16 protein-coding genes and 3 pseudogenes are annotated in these 22,672 nt (G+C 66.5%); 7 read left to right on the top strand and 12 right to left on the bottom strand.

Going from position 1 to position 22,672, the window contains the following annotated elements; all coding sequences use genetic code 11:
• Positions 1 to 4: 4 nt before the first annotated feature.
• From ABIC70_RS02635 to ABIC70_RS02625, 3 genes and pseudogenes are all read right to left on the bottom strand, one after another.
• On the bottom strand, positions 5 to 1,240 hold the full coding sequence (locus tag ABIC70_RS02635) for an urea ABC transporter substrate-binding protein (RefSeq protein WP_091994908.1): 1,236 nt from the start codon (positions 1,238 to 1,240) through the stop codon (positions 5 to 7).
• A 403-nt stretch (positions 1,241 to 1,643) separates the two neighbouring features.
• A pseudogene (locus tag ABIC70_RS02630) lies at positions 1,644 to 2,269 on the bottom strand (solute symporter family protein); the annotation flags it as partial.
• 495 nt (positions 2,270 to 2,764) lie between these two features.
• Positions 2,765 to 3,267: pseudogene (locus tag ABIC70_RS02625) on the bottom strand (transposase); the annotation flags it as partial.
• 623 nt (positions 3,268 to 3,890) lie between these two features.
• On the opposite strand from ABIC70_RS02625, the gene ABIC70_RS02620 reads away from it, so the two are divergent.
• Both ABIC70_RS02620 and ABIC70_RS02615 read left to right on the top strand, forming a co-directional pair.
• Positions 3,891 to 6,602, top strand: coding sequence for a bifunctional diguanylate cyclase/phosphodiesterase (locus tag ABIC70_RS02620; protein ID WP_354438800.1), 2,712 nt, complete (start codon positions 3,891 to 3,893; stop codon positions 6,600 to 6,602).
• Positions 6,603 to 6,892: 290 nt separating this feature from the next.
• Positions 6,893 to 7,024: pseudogene (locus ABIC70_RS02615) on the top strand (transposase); the annotation flags it as partial.
• 105 nt (positions 7,025 to 7,129) lie between these two features.
• Here ABIC70_RS02615 and ABIC70_RS02610 read toward each other — a convergent pair.
• The 3 genes from ABIC70_RS02610 to ABIC70_RS02600 form a co-directional block, all read right to left on the bottom strand.
• Complete coding sequence (locus tag ABIC70_RS02610) at positions 7,130 to 8,815, bottom strand: methyl-accepting chemotaxis protein (protein ID WP_354438798.1); 1,686 nt, start codon at positions 8,813 to 8,815, stop codon at positions 7,130 to 7,132.
• Positions 8,816 to 9,247: 432 nt separating this feature from the next.
• Positions 9,248 to 9,637, bottom strand: a complete 390-nt coding sequence (locus tag ABIC70_RS02605; protein WP_354438796.1) for a carboxymuconolactone decarboxylase family protein — start codon at positions 9,635 to 9,637, stop codon at positions 9,248 to 9,250.
• Positions 9,573 to 10,001, bottom strand: a complete 429-nt coding sequence (locus ABIC70_RS02600; protein WP_053610308.1) for a MerR family transcriptional regulator — start codon at positions 9,999 to 10,001, stop codon at positions 9,573 to 9,575. The genes ABIC70_RS02605 and ABIC70_RS02600 overlap by 65 nt, the downstream gene beginning before the upstream one ends.
• Positions 10,002 to 10,461: 460 nt before the next feature.
• Here ABIC70_RS02600 and ABIC70_RS02595 point away from each other — a divergent pair, with 460 nt between their 5' ends.
• Positions 10,462 to 12,258, top strand: coding sequence for a putative bifunctional diguanylate cyclase/phosphodiesterase (locus tag ABIC70_RS02595; protein ID WP_354438794.1), 1,797 nt, complete (start codon positions 10,462 to 10,464; stop codon positions 12,256 to 12,258).
• A gap of 611 nt (positions 12,259 to 12,869) precedes the next feature.
• Here the strand turns inward: ABIC70_RS02595 and ABIC70_RS02590 are convergent.
• Positions 12,870 to 13,627, bottom strand: a protein-coding gene (locus ABIC70_RS02590) for an IS5 family transposase (protein WP_354438793.1) whose coding sequence is annotated in 2 segments (ribosomal slippage) — positions 12,870 to 13,297 and positions 13,297 to 13,627 — 759 coding nt in all. Because the reading frame shifts where the segments join, the coding sequence is not laid out codon by codon here.
• A gap of 689 nt (positions 13,628 to 14,316) precedes the next feature.
• On the opposite strand from ABIC70_RS02590, the gene ABIC70_RS02585 reads away from it, so the two are divergent.
• A complete protein-coding gene (locus tag ABIC70_RS02585; RefSeq protein ID WP_354438791.1) occupies positions 14,317 to 14,619 on the top strand; it encodes a hypothetical protein in 303 nt (100 codons plus the stop codon).
• Between the two features lie 162 nt (positions 14,620 to 14,781).
• On the top strand, positions 14,782 to 16,089 hold the full coding sequence (locus ABIC70_RS02580) for a TAXI family TRAP transporter solute-binding subunit (protein ID WP_354438790.1): 1,308 nt from the start codon (positions 14,782 to 14,784) through the stop codon (positions 16,087 to 16,089).
• A gap of 75 nt (positions 16,090 to 16,164) precedes the next feature.
• On the opposite strand, the gene ABIC70_RS02575 is transcribed toward ABIC70_RS02580, so the two are convergent.
• Both ABIC70_RS02575 and ABIC70_RS02570 read right to left on the bottom strand, forming a co-directional pair.
• Positions 16,165 to 16,752: a hypothetical protein gene (locus tag ABIC70_RS02575; RefSeq protein ID WP_251982384.1), complete on the bottom strand. Its 588-nt coding sequence runs from the start codon at positions 16,750 to 16,752 to the stop codon at positions 16,165 to 16,167.
• Positions 16,753 to 16,907: 155 nt separating this feature from the next.
• A complete protein-coding gene (locus ABIC70_RS02570; RefSeq protein ID WP_043354056.1) occupies positions 16,908 to 17,432 on the bottom strand; it encodes a DUF892 family protein in 525 nt (174 codons plus the stop codon).
• A gap of 475 nt (positions 17,433 to 17,907) precedes the next feature.
• Between ABIC70_RS02570 and ABIC70_RS02565 the strand changes: the two genes are divergently transcribed.
• Together ABIC70_RS02565 and ABIC70_RS02560 are read left to right on the top strand one after the other, a co-directional pair.
• Complete coding sequence (locus tag ABIC70_RS02565; protein WP_274926426.1) at positions 17,908 to 18,303, top strand: hypothetical protein; 396 nt, start codon at positions 17,908 to 17,910, stop codon at positions 18,301 to 18,303.
• Between the two features lie 114 nt (positions 18,304 to 18,417).
• On the top strand, positions 18,418 to 18,843 hold the full coding sequence (locus tag ABIC70_RS02560) for a phospholipase A2 family protein (protein WP_043354070.1): 426 nt from the start codon (positions 18,418 to 18,420) through the stop codon (positions 18,841 to 18,843).
• A gap of 92 nt (positions 18,844 to 18,935) precedes the next feature.
• Here ABIC70_RS02560 and ABIC70_RS02555 read toward each other — a convergent pair whose 3' ends face one another.
• The 3 genes from ABIC70_RS02555 to ABIC70_RS02545 form a co-directional block, all read right to left on the bottom strand.
• Positions 18,936 to 19,313 carry a GCG_CRPN prefix-to-repeats domain-containing protein gene (locus tag ABIC70_RS02555; RefSeq protein ID WP_354438789.1) on the bottom strand — a complete coding sequence of 126 codons (378 nt, stop codon included), beginning with the start codon at positions 19,311 to 19,313 and terminating at the stop codon, positions 18,936 to 18,938.
• On the bottom strand, positions 19,310 to 20,599 hold the full coding sequence (locus ABIC70_RS02550; protein WP_354438788.1) for an AraC family transcriptional regulator: 1,290 nt from the start codon (positions 20,597 to 20,599) through the stop codon (positions 19,310 to 19,312). The genes ABIC70_RS02555 and ABIC70_RS02550 overlap by 4 nt, the downstream gene beginning before the upstream one ends.
• Before the next feature lie 579 nt (positions 20,600 to 21,178).
• Entirely contained in the window at positions 21,179 to 22,666 is a 1,488-nt protein-coding gene (locus ABIC70_RS02545; RefSeq protein ID WP_354438786.1) for a carbohydrate porin, read from the bottom strand.
• Positions 22,667 to 22,672: the final 6 nt, after the last annotated feature.

Genomic DNA, 22,672 nt, shown 5'->3' with positions numbered 1-22,672 from the left:
GCCCTCAGCCCTTCAGGTCCGGTGTGAACTGCTTGTTGGTGCGCGGATTCTTGATCAGATCGCAGGCGCCGCCGGTATCGGCCGGGAACGAGTTCGGGAAGGTGGCGAGGATCTCCCACTTCCGGTCCTTCGGGCGGGCCAGATAGGTGTTGCGGATGGTGTGGTGGGTGGCGCCGTCCATCGTGACCTTGCCGGTCGGGGACTCGATCGACAGGCCGCTCTCCAGGGCGGCGATGACCTTGTCGCGCTCGATCGAGCCGGCCTTCTTCACCGCCTCGGCCCAGAACAGGATGCCTTCGTAGGTGGCGGTGTCGAGCTCGCTGAGATCCGTGACGTCGGCGCCGAACTTCGCCTGCATGCCGGCGACGAAGGCCTTGCTCGCGGGTGTGTCGAGGTCGTTGTACCAGCCGTAGCAGGTGATGATCCCGTTCGTCGTGGAGGGATCCATCGTCGTCAGTTCGTCGCCGAGCCCGAACACGCTCGACCCGACCGGGATCTTGGACTTCATGCCCGCCGCGTCCCATTGGCGATAGAAGCCCGAATGGTTGGCGCCGACCAGTGCCGAGAGGACGAGATCGGGCTGCGCCTGCTGGATGCGGCTGATCGCGGACGAGAAGTTGGTGACGTCGAGGGGGAAAAAGTCGGTGCCCAGCACCGAGCCGCCGCCGTCCTTCATGAATTTCGTCATCCAGCTCGCGGTGATGTGCCCGTAATTGTAATCCGCCGCGATGATGTAGGCCTTCTTGCCCCAGGTCTTGAGGGCATAATCGACGATGTGGTTGACGGTCTGCGCGGGGGTCGACCCGGTGCAGAACACGTTGCGGTCGCAGACGCCGCCCTCGTACTGGGTGTTGTAGAAGTAGAGAGTCCTCGCGCGGTCGAAGATGGGCCGGATCGCCTCGCGTGAAGCCGAGGTGATGCCGCCCTGGATGACGTCGACCTTGTCCTTGAGCGCGAGCTGCTGGGCATACTGGGTGTAGAGCTGCATCGACGATTGCGTGTCGTAGGCGATGAGCTGGATCGGCCGCCCCAGCAGCCCGCCAGCCTTGTTGAGTTGCTCGACCGCGTACTCAGTGGTCTCGATCATCCGCTTGCCTTCGAGGCCCAGCGCGCCCGATCCGTCGAGCAGGCTGCCGAGCTTGATCGGCTCGGCGGCGAGGCCCTTCCGCGCGACGAACGGCATCGCGACGGTGCCGGCTGCGGACGCCATCGCCAGTTTCAGCACCTTTCGACGGTCCATCGCACTCATCCCCCGAACTCCTCTCGACGTCGCGCTTCGGGTCCGGTGACCGGAAGCGGGCGCAAAGGACATTCGCAAGGTCGATGCCAATCAATCTCACAGATCGGTCAAAAATCGGAAGCGCGGCATCGGCGGAAGCGACGGGACGAGGCGCAGGCGGGGCGTCGTGACGGCAGACAATCCACACAACGATCACGACGCCGCGGCAGTGAACCGGGCCACGGTGCGGTCCTACCAAGCATGGTGTCCCGTCGGAGGGTCTCGCACGCACGCTGGCCTTCAGCGACGAGAACGCTCTCCGTCCCTCTCAGGCCTCTTGATACCGACAGACCGTCCGCCGGAGCTTGAACGCGGGGACAGGGCGTCAATCGACACCCCATCCCATTGCGTCGGAGACCAGAAGTCAGCGTTCCGGATAGGCTTCCCGCGCCTTCCCGAACATGATCCGGTGGCGCATCTCGCGGAAGGTGCTCGCGACGCCGTCCTCTCGAGTGAGGAGCGAGACGGCGACCGCCACGATGAAGGACAGCGGCATACTGATGATGGCCGGGTTCTTCATCGGGACGAACCACCAGGCTCGCGAGGCGTCGGCGAGGTTCTTCCCGAGCATGTCCACCTGAACGGTGGGTGGCAGCCCTATCATCAGGAGGGCGGAGAACGTCCCGACGCCGATGCTGGCGACCGCCGCCGGGGTCATGAACCGCTTCCAGGTGATGGACAGAAGCAGCGCGGGAAAGTTCGCGGAGGCCGCGACGGCGAAGGCGAGCCCGGCCATGAACGCGACGTTCTGACCCTCGAAGACGATGCCCAGGAACACCGCCAGGGCGGCGATGGCGACCGTCGCGATCCGCGCGACCGTGAGCTGCTCGGACTCGGAGGAATGCCCCTGGCGAACGACGTTGACCCAGAGGTCGTGGCAGACCGTCGCCACCCCGGACAGCGTCAGTCCTGCGACGACCGCAAGCATCGTCGCGAACGCCACGGCGCAGATGAAGCCGAAAACCCGCTTCCCCCGACCGTGAGGGCGAGTTCCAGGAAGAAGGTTAGGTCATTCCAATCGAACATGCCGCGCCCTGAGCCGATCGAAGCGTAGTTCGTTCGCTTGAGCCGCGGAAGTGGCGGGCGTCGCCACGAATGCTGGCAACCCTGGCCGAGCAGACGATCGCAGGACAGGACAGCATCCACATCATGGCGGAATCGGACCTTATGGGATCGCAGGCAAACTCGCGGGCTGACACGCTCTTCGACAATCGAAGGTGGAGCGTCCTGTGTGGAAGGCGCCCGCATTGCAAGTGACGAGTTGGGCTTCGGACGCGTTGGTCGGGTGCAGTCTTGTGTCCGGCCTGTCGATGCAGGCATTGATGTTGACCGCTGGCCCTGATGGTATCCGCGCGCTGGGTCCCACTCTGCTTTGCGGGCCATGACGCCGACGACGTATTCCGGGGTGTCCCGCCTCCCGGTCTGACCGGTTCGCCATCAAGTCTCATCGTCCGCGCAACCTGGAAAAGTCTCCTCGCCGTGCCGTCAGGCGGCAATGGCCGCCGGTATGCGGTGTCGCTACCGCCGCGGGTCATGATCGCCCAGGCGACCCGTGCGGTGCGATTGGCCGCCGCAACAGTCACAACGCGGACCGGCTTGCGCTGGAGCAGCGCCGGCAGCCGCGGGTCGATCGAGGTCGGCATCGCCTTCGCGCGCCGGACCAGAGGGGTCAGGCCGATCACGAGCAGGCGGCGCAGGTCGCGGTCGCCCATGCGCGAGACCCGGGCCAGGCGCTCCTTGCCGCCGCTGGAGTTCTGCAGCGGTGTCCGGCCCAGCGAGGGGGCGAACCGTCGACCATTGCGGAAGCGCTCGGGCTCACTCACCGAAGCGGCCAGCGCCGTCGCCGTCGCCGAGACGATGCCGAGACCGGGGATCGTCGCCAGGCGCCGCGACAGGTCACTGTCCCGATGCCAGGCCAGCAGCGCCTTCTCGAGCCGGGTGAGCGGGATCTGCACGGCGCCGATCTGATCGGCCGGCCCGGTCACCACGACGGTGGTAATCTCCAGGGGGATGGCTCCTGCAGCCGCGTGGCTGCTGCGTCGACAGCGACCACATCGTGGCACTCAGGTGCCGTCAGTCGGAGCGGGCGCCATCCACGCCATCTGCTTCCAGACGCACCGATGAAAAAGCGGACGCTGGTCGACACGCCTCGATGGTCGTTGCGGGCAATGTTCTGCCCGCGGCATAGAGCCTCGACCTTGCCCTCCAGCCCGCCTCCGCCGCATCCGGAAAACCGGACGACGGCATCGATGCTCCGGGCGTGCGACGCCGGAAGCTCACCACCGGCATTGTTGGGGCTGCGCTCTGCGAGCTGAGTCTAACGGTGGCTGCACTCGCGTCACGAGTGGTCGCGACAGCAGCGCGCCGGCGGTCGCTTGCCTGTTCGCGGCGCTCTACGGGCTCGGAATTCTCAGTCTGGTCGAGGGTCGACGCTGTTCACACCGCCTCAACTTCGGGATGCCACGGTGAAGCCGCACGGATGGCAAGGCGCTTCGTCGAGCTTGTGTCAAACAACTGCCCAGACGGACGCTAAGCGGACATGCCTTCGACTTGGACGTTGCGAGGATCCTCCAGAGCGCGCCGGGCGATCCGATTGGCACGACATCCAACCTTGTCCGCAACGTCGCTTACGACTGCAGGCATCGTCCTTGCCGTGGTCCTCACCGGGGCCGGGATCCTCGTGGCGCAAAAGCTCTACGACCTGGAGATCCGCAGCACCGAGCGAAGCCTTGTCAGCCTCACGACCCTGCTTTCCGAGCAGGCCGACAGGTCGATGCAGGCGATGGAGGTCATTCAGCTGGACGTGGCGAGGGAGCTTGCCAGCGCTCGATCGTCGGCCGACCGCTCGTTCGCGTCGCTTGGCTCGAGCACGGCCATGCACGACAAGCTTCGTGCCAGCGTCTCGGCCCTACCCCAGGTCAAGGAGATATCAATCATCGACCTCCAGGGCAGGACGATCAACTCCTCGATCGACCGGCCTGCAGATAAAGAATCGTCCCGTCCTTCTTTCCTCGAAGATCTCGGCCGTGATCCCTCCGAACGGAAGATCATCGTCGCCGGCACGGCCCGGCCGGACGGTTCAGGCCTGGATCTGATCGTCGCCCACCGCATCGCGGACATCGATGGCCGATCCGTCGGCTACATGATCGGAGCCGTAGACCTCCGCTACTTCGAGCGGCTCTATGCCAGGGTCTCCCCCGACGAGGCCGACGTCATCTCGTTCGTCCACACGGATCTGACCATGCTGGCACGCCATCCGCGTCCGCCCGGCGCGATCGGACGCAAGGTCCCGCCGCTCAAATGGATGCGGGTCCAAGGGGCGGAACGTCCCACCTCCGGCGTGGAACGCATGACGACACCGATCGACGGGCAGGATCGGATCGTCGCGGCCCAGCTCATGGAGCATTATCCGATCATCATGGGCACGAGCCGCACCATCTCGGCGACGCTGACCCCATGGCGGGCGCAGACCCTGCCCTTGACCGCGACGGTGGCGCTGCTCGTCGGCGGCGTGTTTTTCATCGTCAGGATCGCCAAGGCGCAGCTTCGCGCCCAAGAGCGCCTCGCCTCGTCCAGCGCGGCGCAGGCTGCCGCCGAGGAAAGGGCATCGGCGGACCGCCGCCTGCGGGACGAATACGCCCGGTTCGGGACCGCATTGGATAGCATGAGCCAGGGGGTGCTGCTGCTCGACCACGAGAGCAGGCTCGTCGTCCTGAACGCCCGCATGACCGAGCTGTTCGACATCCCTCCGCTCCTACGCGAAGCGGGTAGCCCTCTCGATGTCCTGCTCCGTCAGATCATCGCCTCCATGTCGAAGGCCGAGGGAGATCGACTGTCGGATATCCTCGCCGCCAGTGTGAGGGAGAGCCGCCCGGCGGCACTGGTCTGCGATCTGACCGACGGCCGCATCGTCGGCGTGACGACCGCAGCCGTGCCGAGTGGCGGCATCGTCTGCACCTTCGAGGACATCACGGAACGGCACCGCGCCCAGGCCATGATCGCCCATATGGCGCATCACGACGCGCTGACCGGGTTGCCGAACCGCGTCCTGTTGCAGGAAGCCACCGGTCGGCTGCTGGCCGAACGCGGGCGCACGCCGATGGATGGCGGCGGGGGGGCATTGCTCCTGCTCGACCTGGACGGCTTTAAACAGGTCAACGACGTCCACGGCCATCCCCTCGGCGATGCGCTGCTTCGGGCGGTCGCGGCGCGGCTCTCGGCTCTGATCGCCGCCCCCGACGTCCTGGCGCGCCTCGGCGGGGACGAGTTCGCCGTCGTGCGATTCGGGCAGGACGAAGAGGCGGATGCCGTTCGACTGGCCGAACGCATCGTCTCCGCTCTCGGAACCCCGTTCGTTATCGAGGGCGTCCACCTCTCGATCGGGACGAGCATCGGAGTGGCGCGGGCGGACGTGGCGGACGGCTCGCCCGAAACGCTACTGCGCAACGCCGACATCGCCCTTTACCGGGCCAAGGCCTCCGGCAGGCGCACATGGTGCCTCTACCAACCGCAGATGGAATGCGAGAACCGTGAACGGCGGCGGCTGGAGGAGGATCTCGGCTGTGCTCTGGAGAAGGGTCAGTTCGAGCTGCACTACCAACCCATCGTCGGAGCGGCGAGCCGCGCGGTGACCGGGTACGAGGCGCTGCTGCGCTGGCGCCATCCCACGCGCGGCCTCGTCCCGCCCGCCGCGTTCATTCCGATCTGCGAGGAGACCGGCCTCATCCGCGAGATCGGCTCGTGGGTCCTACAGCGCGCCTGCGAGGACGCCGCCGGTTGGCTGCCCGGCCTGCGCGTGGCCGTGAATCTCTCGGCCGTGCAGTTCCGAGAGAAGGAACTCGTCGCCGTGGTGGAACGCGCACTCGCACGTTCGGATCTGCCGGCGAAGCTGCTGGAGCTCGAGATCACCGAAAGCGTGCTCCTTCGGGACGACCTGACGAACCTGGAGATCCTGAAGGCTTTGCATCGGATGGGCGTGTCCATCATCATGGACGATTTCGGTACGGGCTACTCTTCGTTAAACTACATGCGTTGCTTCCCGTTCGACAAGATCAAGATCGACCAGACCTTCGTTCGGAACCTGTCGAATGGCAGCCAGGGCGTCGCCGTCATGCGCGCCGCCATCGCCCTGGGTCACGCGTTGGGCATCACGGTGCTCGCCGAGGGGGTTGAAACCGTCGAGGAGCGCGATTTCCTTGTCGCTGAGGGATGCGACGAGCTGCAGGGATACCTGTTCGGTCGACCAGAACGGATCATGGACGCGCGCCGTCGCTCAGTCGACCGTCACCCGCATGGTTCATTCCGGAACCGCCGCAGTGCATAAAAGTTGCTGCGGCGCACGTCTCAACACCGTGCAGCCCATTTGTGGGCGTTTCCTCCCTGACTTGGGCCGCTCCTTCGGGAGTGGCCTTTTTCTCATTACGTTGTTGCCGCCCTGAACGTCCGGGCGATTTGCGTACGCCTTTCACAAACCGACATTTACGGCTGGTCTCGACAATGGCTGTGGGGAAACGCCTGGGTTGTTAAGAGTGTCCGCCAGGGTGGTAGGGCGGGATGGACGCTTCGTAATGGGCGCGGACCGGGGCTACGTCTCGGGCGAGGAGATCCAGGCCTGCGAGTCTCGACCGCGAGATCGCCGAGCGTGCTCGCGAGGACGAGATGGCGCGCAGGCTGATGACCATCCCAGGTATCGGTCCGATCACCGCCACGGCGCTGATCGCCCTAGCTCCTGCAGCCGAGACCTTCGAGCTGAGCGGGCGGCTTTAAGCCGATCCGCTTTCGTAAGGGGATGTGGCGAAGCGGACAGCATGGTTGAGGCCGTGCTCCTGAAAAGCACGGCCTCGTTAGGCTCTATGCCGCCCTCACGGTGGCTAGGAAGCGCGCAACCTCAGCGCTGAGGTGCTCTGACTGGCGCGACAACTCCGAGGCCGCGCCGAGGACCTGGCTCGCCGCCGCGCCCGTCTCCTCGGCCGCACCGGCAACACCCGCGATGTTGCTTGTCACCTCACCGGTGCCCTGCGCCGCCTGAGAGACATTCCTGACGATCTCCTGAGTCGCCGCACCCTGTTCCTCGACGGCTGCGGCGATCGAGGTCGCAACGCCGCTGATCTCGCGGATCCGTTCGGTGATCCCGGTGATCGACGTGACAGCTTGACCGGTCGAGGCCTGGATCTGAGCGATCTGACCCGATATCTCACCCGTCGCCTTGGCGGTCTGCTCAGCGAGCGCCTTGACCTCAGACGCCACGACCGCGAAGCCGCGCCCTGCCGCGCCGGCGCGCGCCGCCTCGATCGTCGCGTTCAGAGCCAGAAGGTTCGTCTGCCCAGCGATCGAGGAGATCATTGTGACCACATCGCCGATGCGCGACACCGCGGCGCTCAGCTCCTGGACAAGTCCGCCGGTCTGACCGGCCTCGGTAACAGCGGTCCGCGCGAGACCCGCCGAGCCGGCCACCTGCCGACCGATCTCCTGAACGGACGAACCGAGTTCCTCAGCGGCCGCAGCGACGGTGTTGACGTTCGAGGCGGCTTCCTCGGCGGCCGCAGCCACCGTGGTCGACTGGCTCGCCGTTTCCGTCGCCGTGGCGGTCATGGTCTGCGCGGTCGCCTGCAGCTCGGTCGCTGAGGACGACACCAGGCCGATGATGCCGCCGACGGCGGCCTCAAAGCTGTCGGCCATCTGCCGCATGCCGGCCTTGCGTTGTTCCTCGGCAGCCAAACGGGCCTGGGCAGTCTCTGCTTCAAGCTGCCGGGTGCGGATCAGGTTGTCCTTGAACACCTGTACGGCGGCGGCCATCGCGCCAAGCTCGTCGCGTCGGTCGGCTCCGGGAACCGTGACAGAGGTATCGCCGGCCGCGAGCGTGCCCATCGTGGCCGTCATGCGGGTGATCGGGTGCGCGACGCGGAGGAGGCTGAACAGCGTCGCTGCAAGCGCAAGGACAAGGGCGACGACCATCGCGACGTAGGTCACGCGTGCTGTTTCGTCGACGTTGGACACGGTCGTGTCCGCCTCGTCTTGAGCACCCTTTCGATTGAGGGCCACAGCTTGTGTGATGATCTGAGACAGGCCTGAGTAGAGCCTCACGATCTCAGGCTGCGTCATCTCGGTTAGCGCCTCCGGCTGGCGGCCTGCATCCATCAGCTCGACCGCATGCTTGCCGATGGCTCCGAACTCGGTCCACTCTTGCACGAACCGATCGTGGAGAGCGCGCTCCTGGGGCGAGGAGATAAGCGCTTCATAGCGTTTGCTGACCTGTTCAGCGGCTTCGATTGCCGACAAGTACTGCTTACGATGCTCGGCCAGTTGCTGTGTGTCACGCGTCGCGGCTACGAGCCGGTACTGGCGCACGCGAGCCTTATCGACGGCTGAGTTCAGCTCGCCGAGCGTTTGAACGGAGGGCAGCCAGTTGCCTGCGACTTCGGTCGCGCTGTGACGGATCGCGCTGAGCTTGAGCAGCGTGAGGGCACTCTCGCCGGCTATAATGACTGCCAGTAAAGCAAAAAGGCCGGCAAGCGCGGCCTTGATCGAGATACGCATCGATGATCCGGCGGATAGTGGAACGCTACGAGGCGTCCGATGGCATACCATCCAGCAAGGGTTACCACCTGCCTAAACGGCTACGGGTATCGCGCAACCGTGAGATCTGTTTCTGCCGACAGGGTCGGCTCGACTGAAGGGCCGGACGCGGTATCACAGTGTAGATCACGGTTGCTCGCTCTCGAAGAACGACACGAGCAAGCTCGGCATGCGTCTAGGCCCGCAATCCCCCTGAGCCGACTTTGTGTGGCAGCCGGCGACTGACGGCTTTCAAGAAGCCCGGGACATGTCCATGACGCCCGATCTGGGTCGTTATAGGAATGGCGGCTCTCGGTGATTTTCCGCTGGTCCGCTTTAGGGCGACAAACGCTTCGAAGCGGACCTCGTTATGACGTTTGCGTTCGACCCGCCGCAATCACATCGGTCGGCGCATCATTTCGCGAATACCTCCTTGGCAGCGAACAGGCCATTGAGTGCCGCAGGAAAGCCTGCGTAGACGGCCATCTGCATAATGATCTCGGTAATTTCGTCGCGCGAGAGACCAACATTAAGGCCCGCCTCGATGTGGACCTTGAGCTGCGGGGCCGCGTTGCCCATCGCTGTCAGAGCCGCGATGGTGGCGATCTCGCGGGCGCGCAGGTCGAGGCCGGGGCGGCTGTAGATGTCGCCGAAGGGGAACTCGAACAGGTAGGTCGCGAAGTCGGGGGCAATGTCGGCGAGCGAGGCGACGACCTTCTCTCCGGCCTCGCCGTCGATCTCAGCGAGTGCCCGTCGTCCGCGTTCGAGCCGGCTTTCGCCGCCGCTGTGGGGGAATTTCGTCATAGGCCTGTGTCCTCTCGTCCGGACCGGCGTAGCCGGTGATCTTGGTGTCGAGGACGAGGAGGCAGGCTTGCAGGTCAGCCACGTGGGCGCGGACGCGCTCGCGGTGCTTCTCCAGCATGTCCCGGCGCTCAGCCTCGGTGACGACGCCGCTCTCCCGCAAGGCTGCGTAGCGCAGCATCTCCCGGATCGGCATTCCGGTCGTCTTGAGACGGCCGAGGAACGCGATCCAAATCAGGATCGATGCGTCGTAGTCACGTTGGCTCGATTGGTCCCGGTCGGCATAGGGAAGCAGTCCGATCCGCTCGTAATAGCGGATGGTGTGAGCGGACAGTCCCGAACGCTTCGCCAGTTCACCAATCTTCATGAGCACCGTTCTCGCCACGACGCATCTGAGGCTAGGAGTTTGAGTGCGCTCTAAGTCAAGGCCCTATCCAGCCGCTATGTCTCGGTTCGCGCCATACCGCGAGCCAAGGTCGATGGGTTCCTGCAAAGGACCGCTTTCGGAAAAACCTAACAACGGCCTGCACGGCCGGCTTGGGTCGCTTCCGGAATGGCGGCTCGGGGTGAATTTCAGCTCTTCCGCTTCCTTTACTGAGCAAGGCAAAAGCAGACGACCGGATGGGTCCCGCTCCCGACGCTGCAGCGCTTGCCGGTGCGCATCGTGCAGAGGCCGGCCCGTGATACAATCGGACAAGCTGTAGTAAGCGCCTGTCTTTGGTTCGCTAAGTTGATGATTGTAAGTGCATATGCCCATCGAGTGGGCAGCTAATAAATTAAGATATCTATCTTATCGTATGCCAAATTCAACACGCTGACCGCATTCCATGTCTGCTCTCGATGCTTGGGAATTACCAACCTCTTGTGGCATTTGGTGTTGGTATTCCAATGCCACAGCTGCCTTCGTGCCGTGGCTTAGTCAGTCCTCTGTGCCGCACGAGCAACTGATTGAACAAAATCGACGCTTCGATGCGGCCTTGGAGAATATGAACCAAGGCTTGTGCATGTTCGATGCGGACCGACGTTTGTTGGTCTGGAACAAGCGATATCTGGAGATCTTCGGACTTGAGGCTGACCAGTTGCATGTCGGAATGAGCCAGCGACAGATCATCGAGATCTTGGTTGGCCTCGGACGTTACGCAGCTGGCACCACGGTCGATGCTCTGAGTGAAGGCACTCGGACCTCGCTTATCGAGGGGCAGGCTACGTCAATCCTGCGGGAGCTCGCGGATGGGCGAACGGTCTCAGCGACTCACAGGGCGATGAGCGGCGGCGGGTGGGTCGCAACTTTCGAGGATGTGACTGAGCGCCGCCGCAACGAAGACCGTATTACCTACATGGCGCGGCACGACGCCCTGACCGATTTGCCCAACCGCATGGCCTTGCATGAGTTTGGCAACGGAATGCTGGGGCAGCCTATGCCGGGTCGTTCCCTCGCCGTGCTGTGTCTCGACCTTGATCGGTTCAAGCTCGTCAACGATGGGTTCGGCCACGCGGTGGGCGACCAACTTCTACGGTGTGTCGCTCAGCGGCTTCAGCGAGAAGTTCGTGAAGGAACTACCGTCGCGCGGATGGGGGGAGACGAGTTCGTCGTCCTGCACCGGGTCAAGGACCTGAAGGCGGCGGAAGCGCTGGCGCGGCGACTGATCGCGTCAGTCAGCGCGCCCTACGAGCTCGACGGATTGCGGGTTGAGATCGGTATGAGTGCCGGAATTGTGTTGTCCGGCGAGATGGATCGTGACGTCACTCAGCTTCTGCAGAACGCCGATCTGGCGCTCTACCAAGCAAAATCGGACGGGCGGGGGACGTTTCGGGTCTTCGAACCCCAGATGGACGAAAGCGCACGAGCCCGCCTCAACTTGGAGCGGGAACTGCGCGAGGCGCTGACCAATGAGCGCTTTGAGGTACACTACCAGCCGCTCGTCAAACTCAGCAGCAACGACGTAACTGGCGTTGAAGCCCTGGTTCGGTGGCGGCACGCCGAGCGGGGCCTCGTGAGCCCTGCGGTGTTCATTCCCATCGCAGAAGAAACTGGCTTGATCGTACCGTTGGGCGAGTGGGTGTTGCGGCGGGCGTGCGAGGATGCCAAGCGATGGCCCGCTCACGTCGGTGTCGCGGTCAACGTATCGGCCCATCAGCTGCGCCAGCGCAACTTCGCGACGATGGTGTTCTCGATTCTATCAGAAAGCGGCCTCGATCCGAGCCGGCTCGAACTGGAAATCACCGAGAGCGTACTTCTGGAAGAAACCGATTCGAACCTTGAGACGCTGCACGTCTTGCGCAGTTTTGGTATCCGCATCGCCATGGACGACTTCGGCACCGGCTATTCCAGTATCAGCTACCTGCGTCGGTTCCCCTTTGACAAGATCAAGATTGATCGGTCCTTCGTGCGCGAGATCGGCGAGAAGCCCGAGGCGGCCGCGATCATTCGGGCTATTATCGGTCTCGGCCAGAGCCTCAATATGACGACCCTTGTGGAGGGTATCGAGACGGACATCCAGCGTAACGCTGTCCTCTCCGAGGGGGCTCATGAGATGCAGGGCTTTCTGTTCAGTCCTCCGCGCCCTGCGCAGGAAGTCGATGCCCTATTTAAAGTCGAGCATTCCAAGAATAAGGTGGCGTAAGTATCGCGGAAAAATTCAATTTTACCACGCGAGAGCCCGGTGCCGGATCTATGCGCCATGAGGTGGCTCATTCGATTGACCAGGAACGCCGAGGCGACCCTATCGCGAGGAACGGATGGCGAAGCCCGGAGGCGTTCACGCCGAGTTCGACCTCCGCCAGCTGAAAGCTGCGTAGCGCAATTGCGAGGCCGTCGCCAAAGTCAGCCAATTCAGTGTCACTGATCCGCAACACGGCAGCGGGGGTGTCTGCTAACAGGACAGCAACGCGTGTCGCGACATGACCGCATCGGGTCGCAACCGAAACACCGGCCTCGCGATGAAGCGGACGTCACCGTTCCGCCCGCTCACGACCGATTTCGTTGAAAAACTCGCGGTCGGCCTGGATTGAGATTTGACCCGAGGCTTGGCCGAGGGGCTCCCGCCAGACGGTCAGGCTAGAGCACGGCGCGAGGCTCCCGCTTCGATGGCCGTCACGACGCGTTCACGCAGATCGGCGGACAGGGCATCCGGCTCTCCTGATCAGAAAGCCGTGCATCGAATCACATCTCCGTCCGTGCCAAAACCCCAGACGACTCAACTCGCTCGGATCGCGCTCTAGGGTCTGGACTCGATCAGCACCAGAACGCGACGACGGCGACCAGAGCGATGGCTGAGGCGTAGTTGCGGGCGGGCTTGTCGTAGCGCGTGGCAATGCGACGGAAGTCTTTGAGGCGGTTGAACATCGCCTCGATGCGCCAGCGCTCCCGATAGCGGGACCTGTCATGGCGGATCCGGCGTTTGCGGCCGCGTTTGCCCGGGATGACGGGCGTGATGCCGTTCCGGCGCAGGTCGGTGCGCAGCCAATCGGCGTCGTAGCCCTTGTCGGCACTCAGGCGGCGGATCCGGCCGGGCACCTCGGCCAGCACCGCTGGGGCAGTCGTCACGTCGCTGGCGTTGCCCGGCGTCAGCAGGAGGACGCCGGGCCGGCCGAGGATATCGGTGAGTGCGTGGATCTTGGTCGTTTGACCACCGCGCGATGGGCCGATAGCCTGCGCCCTTGCCCCCCTTTCCCGCCATGGGCAGACCGGTGAGCCCGGACGTAGCTGCTGTCGAGAGCCGCCGCATCGCCAGCCCACCCAGCCTTGGCCAGCGCGGTCAGCATCGCCTTCCAGAAGCCGCGCCGCGACCAGCGATTGAAGCGGTTGTAGACCGTGGTGCGCGGGCCGAACGCGGCCGGGCAATCGCGCCAGCGGCAGCCCGACGTCAGGACATGCAGGATGCCCGAGATAATCTGCCGGTCGTCCTTCCGCTCGGGTCCGGGCTGGTCCCTGGGCATGAACGGCTCGATCACTGCCCACTGCTCGTCCGAGAGCCAAAACAGGTTCGCCATCGTTACCTCCAAGCCGCAAACGGCCGCCTGGAATCATAAAATGCCAAACAGTGCAATGGCTTGGTTCGGTTCACACCCTAGAGTGGAACCGAGCAGTTGCAGGGCTCCGCGCCAACGCAATGCACATTCCATTATACCCTCCGCTGCGTGTCCGGAGCGGATTTGGCGGAGTGTCGAGGAACTTGGCCGGAAGTGCGGAGCGTCCCCCTTCTCCGCCAGTCGTCCCCCTGAAGTGCTCTGTGGATCCGGCCGTGTCGCGGTGCGTGGTGGCCGGGGTGATGCTCTGCCGCACATCGTCGAACGGCTTGCGCCGGCTCAGATCGGGCGCCTGCGCCGGGCGGCTCCGGTGACATTCGTCACGGTCGCCGCTCGTCCGATCCGCGCCTCGGCCTGAGATCCGGAGAGGCGGCCCTCGCCACGCCCGGAGGGCCGCGCATCGGCCATGAGGCCCGCCCCGAACGCCGCGGCGGGAAATGGCCGCTTCGCGCAAGCCGCCAGCTCGATCTCCCCATCAGGTCGGGCGCTCGGCGTGCGCGGGACTTCGTGGGTCGCCTCCCAGGACACATCGCCGAATACGGCGCGCGTCGCGCGGTGAGCGCAGTCCCTGTCCGGTTCGGTCAAGGAGCGCCCGCCGAGACGGGCTATGTGAGCGGAGTATCGTCCGTTCAGCGGCTGCCGAGGAGGTCGCCATGGCGTTTTCACCGTTTTCACGGGCCGGGGCCGCCCTCCTGATGCTCGCCCTTCCCAGCGGAGTCGCGGGTGCGGCCACCCGCGGGGAAGCGCAGATCCGCCTCGCGCAGGGTGGCATCGCCATCCCCAGCGAGGCGCAGCTCAACCCCCTCGAACGCGAGGCGATCACCACGCCTCCCCTCGATGTGAGCGATCCTCCGCCGGGCGTCGAACCGGGCACGCAGAGGCGGCATCGGGACCCGCGGGATCGCCGCAACGACCGCAGGCTCCCGGGGGAGGGGGGCGCCTGCGAGGCGTGCTGAACGGTTCCGGCCGGCGCCTCCGCGCGACACGCCCCCGGTCCGAAATCCCGGTGTGAGGTCACGATGCAGGATGCCAAGCCTGTCGCTGTCGATCCCGACCGGACGGGATCGGAAAGCCCGCGGCACCGCGCCAAGCCGCCCCGGCGGTGGAGCCGGGCGCTCGTGGCCGTCGCCATCCTGCTCGTGGCCGCCGGCGCGTTCGCGGTTGCGCATGTCTGGTCGCCGCACGCCAACCTGCGCATCACGCTCGGCCCCCCCGGCAGCACGGCCGAGCGGTTCATCACAGCCTTCGTGTCCGTCTCCCGGGTGCAGCATCCCCGCGTCAATCTCGACCTCGTGCGGGTCGACGACCTCGCGGGGAGCGCCAAGGCTCTGGAGGAGCGCCGGACCGATCTCGCCATCGTGCGCAGCGACGCGGGGGCACCCGCCAACGCACAGACCATCGTCATCCTGCGCCGGGACGTGGTCGCCTTGATCGTGCCCCCGCACAGCCCTGTCAGCTCGGTCGCCAACCTGGCGGGCAAGACCGTCGGCCTCGTGGCCGGGCCGCTGCAAGACACTAACACGCGTGTCCTCGACATGGTGCTGAGCTACTTCAACATCCCCGCCAAGGATGTCGGCAGGGCCATTCTACCGATCGACGCGCTGGCCCAGGCCGTCCGGCAGAAGAAGGTGGCGGCCATCCTGGCGGTCGGTCCCATGGCGCCGGGCGAGATCGTCGATGGGGTCGCCGCCGTCGCGCGCGCCACGAAGGGCACGCCGGGCATCCTCGCGCTCGACGAGGCGGAGGCGATCGGCAAGCGGTTCCCCGGCTTCGAGGCGATCGACGTGCCCGTGGGGGCGTTCCGGGCGCGTCCCGCCACGCCCAGCGAGTCGGTCACGACGCTGGCGGTCACCTATCGGTTCGCCGCCTCGGAGCTGATGCCCAACGTCGTCGCGGCCGCCATCGCCCGGTCGATCCTGACCACAAAGGCCAAGCTCACGGCCGTGACGCCGCTCGCCGCGCAGATCGAGGCGCCTGATCCGGACGACAAGAGCCCGATCCTGCCCGTCCATCCGGGGGTCGCGTCCTATCTCAGTAACGGGGACCAGAGCTTCTTCGACCAAGCCCAGCAATATCTCTATCTCGGCGGCGTGGTGATCAGCCTCGCCGGATCGCTCCTCGCCGCCGCCTCGGCGGGCTGGGCCCGGCGCCGATCGGAGGCGGAATGGCGCCCGGTCCGGCGCCTGGTCGAGATTGCCGACGCGGCGCCCGGCGCCGACCGTACGGAGCTCGCCGCCCTGGAGGGCGAATTTCGGGCGATCGTCACGGCGATGCTGGGCTGCACGACCGGGGCTGTCAGCACCGACTGCCTGTCGGCCTTCGCGACGGCCCTGGCCCATGCGCGCGACGCCCTCGACCGCCGGCGCGCAAGCCTCGGCCCCGAGACGGCGCTCCCGTCCGCGCCGACGCTCGTGGTCGCCCATTGACGGCGGGCCCGGGCCCGGGCGGTGGCTCGGGCCGGCTGCGGCCGGCGATCGAGCGACCGAAGCCGTGAAGGCGCTCTAGCGCGCCGCCGGCGTGCGGAGGAGCAGGACGCGCAGGCGACCGCCGCCCAGCACGCGGCCGATCTCCCGGTAGGCGAAATACGGGAGCAGCGCCACGAACATCACCCAGGCGAAAGTGAGCACGCCCCGCGGGCCGCCGGCCATCTCCGGAAGAACGGCGCCCGGCGCCTTCCCGTGCCAGGCCCCCACCAGCACCTCTTCGAGTCCGTAGGCCGCCACCAGGACGGCGGTGAACAGAAGGGAGCGATACAGGATCCCGTAGACGAGGGGGCCGCGCGTGATGCGCCGGCCGAGGCGGAGGGATCCGAGCTTCGCCGCCTCGGCGATCAGCATGAATTTGGCCAGGACCAGGGCGTTGATCAGCCCGAGTGCGTAGAAGTGATAGCTCGGATAGTGCGGGATATCCTGATCGACCCGTGCGTAGATGTTGATGCTGAACAGGATCAGGGTACCGAAAACGACGATCAGGTAGATCGCGAAGGCCAGGTAGCGCTTCGCTTCGGCGGCGGCCCGACGTCCCAGGGATCGGGACTTTGCGCGCCCGTCGGCACCCGGCAGCTCCCGCGGGGCAGGGGCAGCCGCCAACGCCTCTCGAGACGTGACAGGGGGCATGGCTCGTTCTCCGCGGCTCCCGTGCGCCCATGGTCCGCGCGCCGGCCGCGTGGACCATGGGCCGGTTCCGCATGCGCACCCGAAGCCCCGGACCGGGCTGCCCGGTCCGGGGTCTGACAGGCCGCGGGTCAGGCCGCGAGCTTGACGGCGTGCTTGCTCTCGATCGTCCGCCGGATCAGGCGACGGGTCCGCTCGGTGAAGGCCATCTTGTCCGCCAGGCAGCTCTCCAGCAGGACGCCGACCCCGAAGTGACCGCTCACATCGGCCATGGCGACGAGGGCGACATACTCGGCGATGCGCAGATGCATCAGGTGATTGGCCTTGATCAGGATGAACAGGGCCTTGGCGGCCGGGGCCTGGATCTCGGCCAGCTCGCGCCGGAAGTCTTCGAGGAAGACTTCTTGAAGCCGACCGTTGGAGGCAATCGGTTTCTCGCCGATCAGCTGAAAGCAGCGATCGAGCGACTTGACCGTCTTCTCTTGGATGAAGGCGCGTGACTGGAGCGCCTCTTGGATGGCCGGATCCTGCGTGGCTTGGCCCAGCTCCTCGTAAATCTTCGTCGCGCGCTCCGCGTGATGCCGCGCATCGCTCAACATGCGCACGAAAAGCTCCTTCGGTGACTTGATCGGCATGGTCATCTCCTCACGCTGCATCGTGATCAACCGAGGCATCTCTCAAATGCCGAGACCGCTTCGCGCGTCCTTGAGCGGACCGGAGGCAGCGTTCTTCCGATCGCCGGGATGTGCGGAACGCGCCGACCGCCAGGAAGCCCGATCGGTCGCGCCCTGACCGGGCACGCAAGGTCAGTTCCCTGCCTCACCGCACCGAAGCGGAGGGCCCATTATGCAGTCGCGGCGATCCCATGCTTGATCGGGGAAGACACCGGCCGCCGGCGCGATTGACAACGGCTTCGGGCCGCCTGGGCGCCGGACGGAAGCGACGTTCAGGATGGAACGCTGCGGTCCGAGCGGCGCAACGCGGCTGCGCCGGTTCACCGGCACGCGAGTCCCCGCGGATCAAGCGGCGTCGGCAGCTCGGCGTACGGTACGGCCGAGACGTGTCCGAGGGGCCGCAGGGCTTCGTGTCCGGCGCCCCTCGGCAGGTCGTTCTCCTGAACGGAGACCATCCATGAGAACTCTGCAGATTGCGTCGGTGGCCTGTGCCGCCCTGATCATGAGCGGCATGGTGGCCGAAGCGCGTGGCTTCTACGGCGGCCGGGGGGGCTTCCGCGGCGGTGGTTTCCGCGCGGGCGGCGTCCAGGGCGTCCGGGTCGGCGGCTATCGCGGGGGGATGGGCTATCGCGGCCGCTACGGCGCGGTCGGCCGCTACGGCGCGGTCGGCCGATACGGCGGGGTTGGCCGTTACGGATACGGATATGGCCGCTACGGCGTCCGTCCCTACGGCTACGGCCTGGGCGCGGCTGCCGTGGGCGCTGCCGCCGCCACCGGATACGGTGCCACCTACGGCCGCTGCGGACCCTACGCCTATTACGATGCCTATGCGGGCGTCTGCCGCCCGTATTGATCCTGCCGCGAGAGGGTCGAGGCCGGCAGACCCCGACCCCCAACCCCCGATCATCCGGCCCGAGCCGGCGGCCCGCCCCGGCAGAGTGGCCCCAGAATGGGTTCGGCTCAAGCCATGACCTCCCGAATCGTCGCCCCGCTCCTCCTCGCCGCCTGCCTGAGCACACCAGCCCTGGCGCAGCCGTCCGGCTTGCAGCAGCCTGCGGCGCTCATTCACGGCAACTATTGTGGCCTCGGCAGCAATGCCCCGTTGCCGCCCGTCGATGCGCTCGATGCCGCCTGTGCGCGTCATGACGCCTGCACCCCCGTCGGCGGATTGCCGTCACGGGCCTGCAATCTGCGGCTTCAATGGGAGACGGACCGCATCGCGCGCGATCTGCGGCAGCCGGACGATATCCGCGCCCTGGCGGGCTTCATCGCAGCCGGGGCCGCGATCTTGCCGTTCGACCCGAATGCCCCGGTGGCCGTGCGGATTCCGGCCTCCGTGCGCTACGACGTTCCTCCGGCTCGCGTCCATCGGGCCGTCTACCGCGCCTATTAGGGCCTATTAGGGCACGACCTCCGGTTGCGTCGGCCGGACAAGGCTGCGGGGCAGCCAAGTCCGGCCGGCGCGGTTAAGTCTGGCCGGCGCGGTCAGCGGCGGAAGCCGCCCCGGAACCCGCCGACGCGCCGTCCGTAAACGGCGCGGCCCCCGTATACGCGGCCCCCCCGATACACCCGCGCACCCCGATAGACGGCACCGCCCCGGTATCCGTAGCGGGCGCCGCCGCGGTATCCGTAGCGGGCGCCGCCGCGGTATCCGTACACGCCGCCACCCCGGGGCCCATAGTAGCCCGGTGCGCCGGAAACGTTCGGTCGGCAGGCGCCGTAGGGGCCCCGATGAAATCCGGGCCCACAGCCGCCGGCGGCCTGCGCGGCCGCAATGCCGAGTCCGCCCGAGCCGATGGGAGGCAGGCCCAGCATGGCAGCCAGGGTGAGGGCTGCGAGCGAGATTGTCCGTGTCGCTTTCATCGGGATCTCCTGAATTCGCCGGGTGATGCCATGCAATCCGGATTCTTGTGCTCGATTGACCAATGCTGTCTGCCGTCCATGGGAAAGCGGTCGTCCGGCGATCGCGGCCTTGGCGCCCAAGGGCGGCCTGAAAGGCCGGTCCGTTCCGTCCATTCAGGAAGGGGTACGGGATCGGGCGGCCCCGGATCGGCTGCCGTATCCGGAGGCCGGCTCCCACGCCTCCAGATGCTGGGCGTCGTACCGGACCAGCGTCTGAACGCGTGCGTGAAGGCGGCGGCTTCGGAAAAGCCCAGACAGGCCGAGATCTGCGCCAGCGTCATGTTGGTATCGGCCAGGAGCTGCTGCGCCGTCTCGAACCGGATCTGGGTGGCCACCGACCGGAAGCTCGTGCCTTCGGCCCTCAGGCGGCGGCTGAGGGTGCGCCGATGCACCGCCAGATGGCGCGCGACGGCTTGGCCGGACCACGGATCCTGGATGAACTCCGCGCGGAGCAGCCGCCGCAACCGGTCCGACATCGGAAGCGGAGCTGCCGCCCCGACCTGTCGGATGCAGCCTTCGGCGATCCGGTGTGCCGTCCGATCTGCGCCCGGGACCGGTTGCTCCAGAAGGCGCGCCGGAAAGGCGAGGGCCGCCCATTCCTGATCGAACCTGACGGGCGCGCGAAAGAAGTGCCAATAGGGATCGGTCTGCTCCGGCGGTGCCCGCGGCAGCAGAAGCTCCGACGGGGACCAGCGGGCGCCGCACAGGGCGCGCACGATATTGACGACGGTGGCGAGGGCCCCCTCCGCCTGCAGGCCGACCGCCGTCGCGCCGGTCTCGTAGGGAAAGTAATGAAGCAGCGCCAAGTCGGCCTCGACGAAGAGTCGGACCGCCGAGCCGCAGGTCCAGGCCCAGGGCCGGGTCTCCAGCACATGGAGGGCGTCGCCGATGGTCGCCGCGTTCCGGATCAGGATGTTGCTGGGCCCGAGCTTGGCGAGGGCAATGCGCTGCCCCACCAGCAGGCCGAGATGGCCGCACCGCGTGCGGTTCGCCCCCAACTGGAGCACGCGGCCGAGCGCGGCGTTCGAGATCGGGCTGGCATCGTCTCCGGACGCCCAGCGATCGCAACCGGCCTCGCGCAGGATGTGGACGGGATCGGCGCCGAGTTCCCGGAGAGCGGCACGGGTCGCGCTCGCGACGCCGCCATGAACGGTTTTGACAGCGGGGGAAAGACCCGCATCCGATGGGTGGAAGAATTCGAGACTGTCACAAGAGTCTTCGCGCGCGAGAGCGAGGCGACTGGTCATTGCACAAATCCCATTTCTCCAATTCGGGCTCAATTCAAAATCTTGTCCTCCCGGCGGCATTGCGCTGGATCAATATTGTCCAAAAATCTGTTACATGTTTTGAATATGCAACTAAAATGCAGTATTCATGAAGGGTTTTGTCCGGGCACAGGTGGTCGATCGGCGTTTTCGCAATCGTGTGTCGGTATCTGCGGCTCCGGCCATGTCGCGCACGGCGCGGCGTGGTGCACGGCGGCGGGGAAGGCCTGGCTCCCGCCCTCTCCGGAGAACAACGCGGCCGAGATCCGGGTGACGGACCGGGAACGGCGGGCGGCCTCGCGCGGGGCGATGCCGACCCGGCGCCGCGCCTCCACCCGCAGCCACGCCTCGGCCCGCAGGCCATCGCGCTCACCGGCGGGACGACGGGCAAGGCGACGGACAAGTCGACGGACAAGCCGACGGGCGTGATGCAGCCCTATCCCGCCTGGAAACACCGACATCGCGGCCCGCGGGATCGACATGCGCGCGCCGGAGAACCTGCCGGGCCCAGACGCCGCCGGCCTGCGCGATGCTGGGCCGACCGGGACACCCGGCCGGCGGTCACCGGCTGCCGGGACCGCGCGCGAGCCCCGCCAGGGTGAACAGATCGATCGACAGCTTGGCGCCGACCACGAAGGCGTCGGGCATGGTCTTGCGGTAGAATGGGAACCGGGTCTGGTCCGGACCGACGATGTATTGCAGGTTCGGCGTCAGCCGGATCGCCGGATTGACCTGGATGCCGTAGTTCAGCTCCATCATCACCTGCTGCGTCGGGATCTTGCGGAACAGGCCGAGCGTGCCCTGCGCCAGGGCGATGTTGGACAGGGCGAGCCGGCTGAAGGCCTGCGTGTTGATGACGAAGCCGACCGTATCGAACGGCCGGCCCGCGAAGGTGCCGGTCTGCAGGGCGCCGATCTCCAGGAAGTGGTCCTCGACGAGCCGGCCCGAGGTGCCGGCCATCGCGACGCCGAACAGCGTCAGGCCCTGGATCGCCTTCGGATCCGGCCGCCACACCATCTGGTCGAACCGGGCGTAGACACCCGAGCGGCCGAACCGGGTCATCGCCGGCAGGCCGGTGAGCACCGCGGGCCGCCCGGTCACGTCGCGCACCGGATCGGCGTAATCCGAGGCGTCGTACCAGCCGCCGATCCCGTAATTGCGGGGCAGCACGTCGTTGGCGAAGGTGGTCGTGTAGCCGAGTTCGAACGGCACGATGGCGCCCGTCGCGCCCTCGAGCGAGAAGTCGAGGCCGTTGTCGCCCGGCTGCTGATGCCGCGGGTTCACCTCGTAGGCGCCGACATGGAAAAACGTCGTGTCGGTGAGCCACGCCCTGGCATGCGCTCCCCAACTGGAGACCGGCCAGAAGGTGAAATTCGAGGTCTTGAACACGAAGGTCGGGTTGCCGCAGGCTGAATTAGACTGGAAGTTGCAATAAAGCGGCGAGTTCAGGAAGCTGATATTGGCGACCAAGCGGCCGGCCTCGACGTCGAGGCGATTGTCGAACAGCTTCTGCTGGTAGGAGAGCAGCGTCAGCCGGGTGGTCTGGCCGCCGCCGTAGATCTCCTGCACGCTGGTGTTGTTGCCGATGACATCGTTCGACAGGCTGCGTCCGTGCCGGTTCGTCACCGCCACGTGGAATGCGCCGCCCTCGATCCCGGCGAGGCGCTGCAGGTCGCCGTCGATGCCGAGGACGAGCTGGCCGGCATAAGCCGCGCCCTGCCGCAGGCCGCCGACCGGGTTGATCGCCCCTTGCCCGGTGTAATTGGCCAGGAGACTGAGGCCGTTGCCGAGATCCAGGGTGCCGGGCGGCAGGGTCGGCGGCGTCGCGGTCTGCCCGAGCGTGTCGGCGGCGCCGGCCGCGCTGTCGGCCCCGTCGGAGCCCGGGCCGTCCGATCGCGGCGGCGGGCGGCTGGCCCGGCGCCGCAGCACCGGGCCGACGGCCGTGGCCGGCACGGCGCGGCGGGCCCCCGCCTCCTGGCTCCATCCGGGCTGCGGCAGCGCCAAGCCCAACGCGAGCGCGAGCGCGGCGCGCGTCGCCAAACCCTTCATGACGGA

The sequence above is a fragment of the Methylobacterium sp. 1973 genome (assembly GCF_040545035.1).
Taxonomy (GTDB): domain Bacteria; phylum Pseudomonadota; class Alphaproteobacteria; order Rhizobiales; family Beijerinckiaceae; genus Methylobacterium; species Methylobacterium fujisawaense.
The sequence above is the reverse complement of the archived record's forward strand: the minus strand, read 5'-3'. Positions and strand labels throughout refer to the sequence as shown.

Bases quoted from the DNA above. Each gene is read 5' to 3' on its own strand.
- ABIC70_RS02560 (WP_043354070.1), top strand. From the start codon at position 18,418: ATGACCTCCCGAATCGTCGCCCCGCTCCTCCTCGCCGCCTGCCTGAGC.
- ABIC70_RS02635 (WP_091994908.1), bottom strand. From the start codon at position 1,240: ATGGACCGTCGAAAGGTGCTGAAACTGGCGATGGCGTCCGCAGCCGGC.
- ABIC70_RS02570 (WP_043354056.1), bottom strand. From the start codon at position 17,432: ATGCAGCGTGAGGAGATGACCATGCCGATCAAGTCACCGAAGGAGCTT.
- ABIC70_RS02550 (WP_354438788.1), bottom strand. From the start codon at position 20,599: ATGACCAGTCGCCTCGCTCTCGCGCGCGAAGACTCTTGTGACAGTCTC.
- ABIC70_RS02565 (WP_274926426.1), top strand. From the start codon at position 17,908: ATGAGAACTCTGCAGATTGCGTCGGTGGCCTGTGCCGCCCTGATCATG.
- ABIC70_RS02545 (WP_354438786.1), bottom strand. From the start codon at position 22,666: ATGAAGGGTTTGGCGACGCGCGCCGCGCTCGCGCTCGCGTTGGGCTTG.
- ABIC70_RS02595 (WP_354438794.1), top strand. From the start codon at position 10,462: ATGTCTGCTCTCGATGCTTGGGAATTACCAACCTCTTGTGGCATTTGG.
- ABIC70_RS02610 (WP_354438798.1), bottom strand. From the start codon at position 8,815: ATGCGTATCTCGATCAAGGCCGCGCTTGCCGGCCTTTTTGCTTTACTG.
- ABIC70_RS02605 (WP_354438796.1), bottom strand. From the start codon at position 9,637: ATGACGAAATTCCCCCACAGCGGCGGCGAAAGCCGGCTCGAACGCGGA.
- ABIC70_RS02585 (WP_354438791.1), top strand. From the start codon at position 14,317: ATGGCGTTTTCACCGTTTTCACGGGCCGGGGCCGCCCTCCTGATGCTC.
- ABIC70_RS02600 (WP_053610308.1), bottom strand. From the start codon at position 10,001: ATGAAGATTGGTGAACTGGCGAAGCGTTCGGGACTGTCCGCTCACACC.
- ABIC70_RS02555 (WP_354438789.1), bottom strand. From the start codon at position 19,313: ATGAAAGCGACACGGACAATCTCGCTCGCAGCCCTCACCCTGGCTGCC.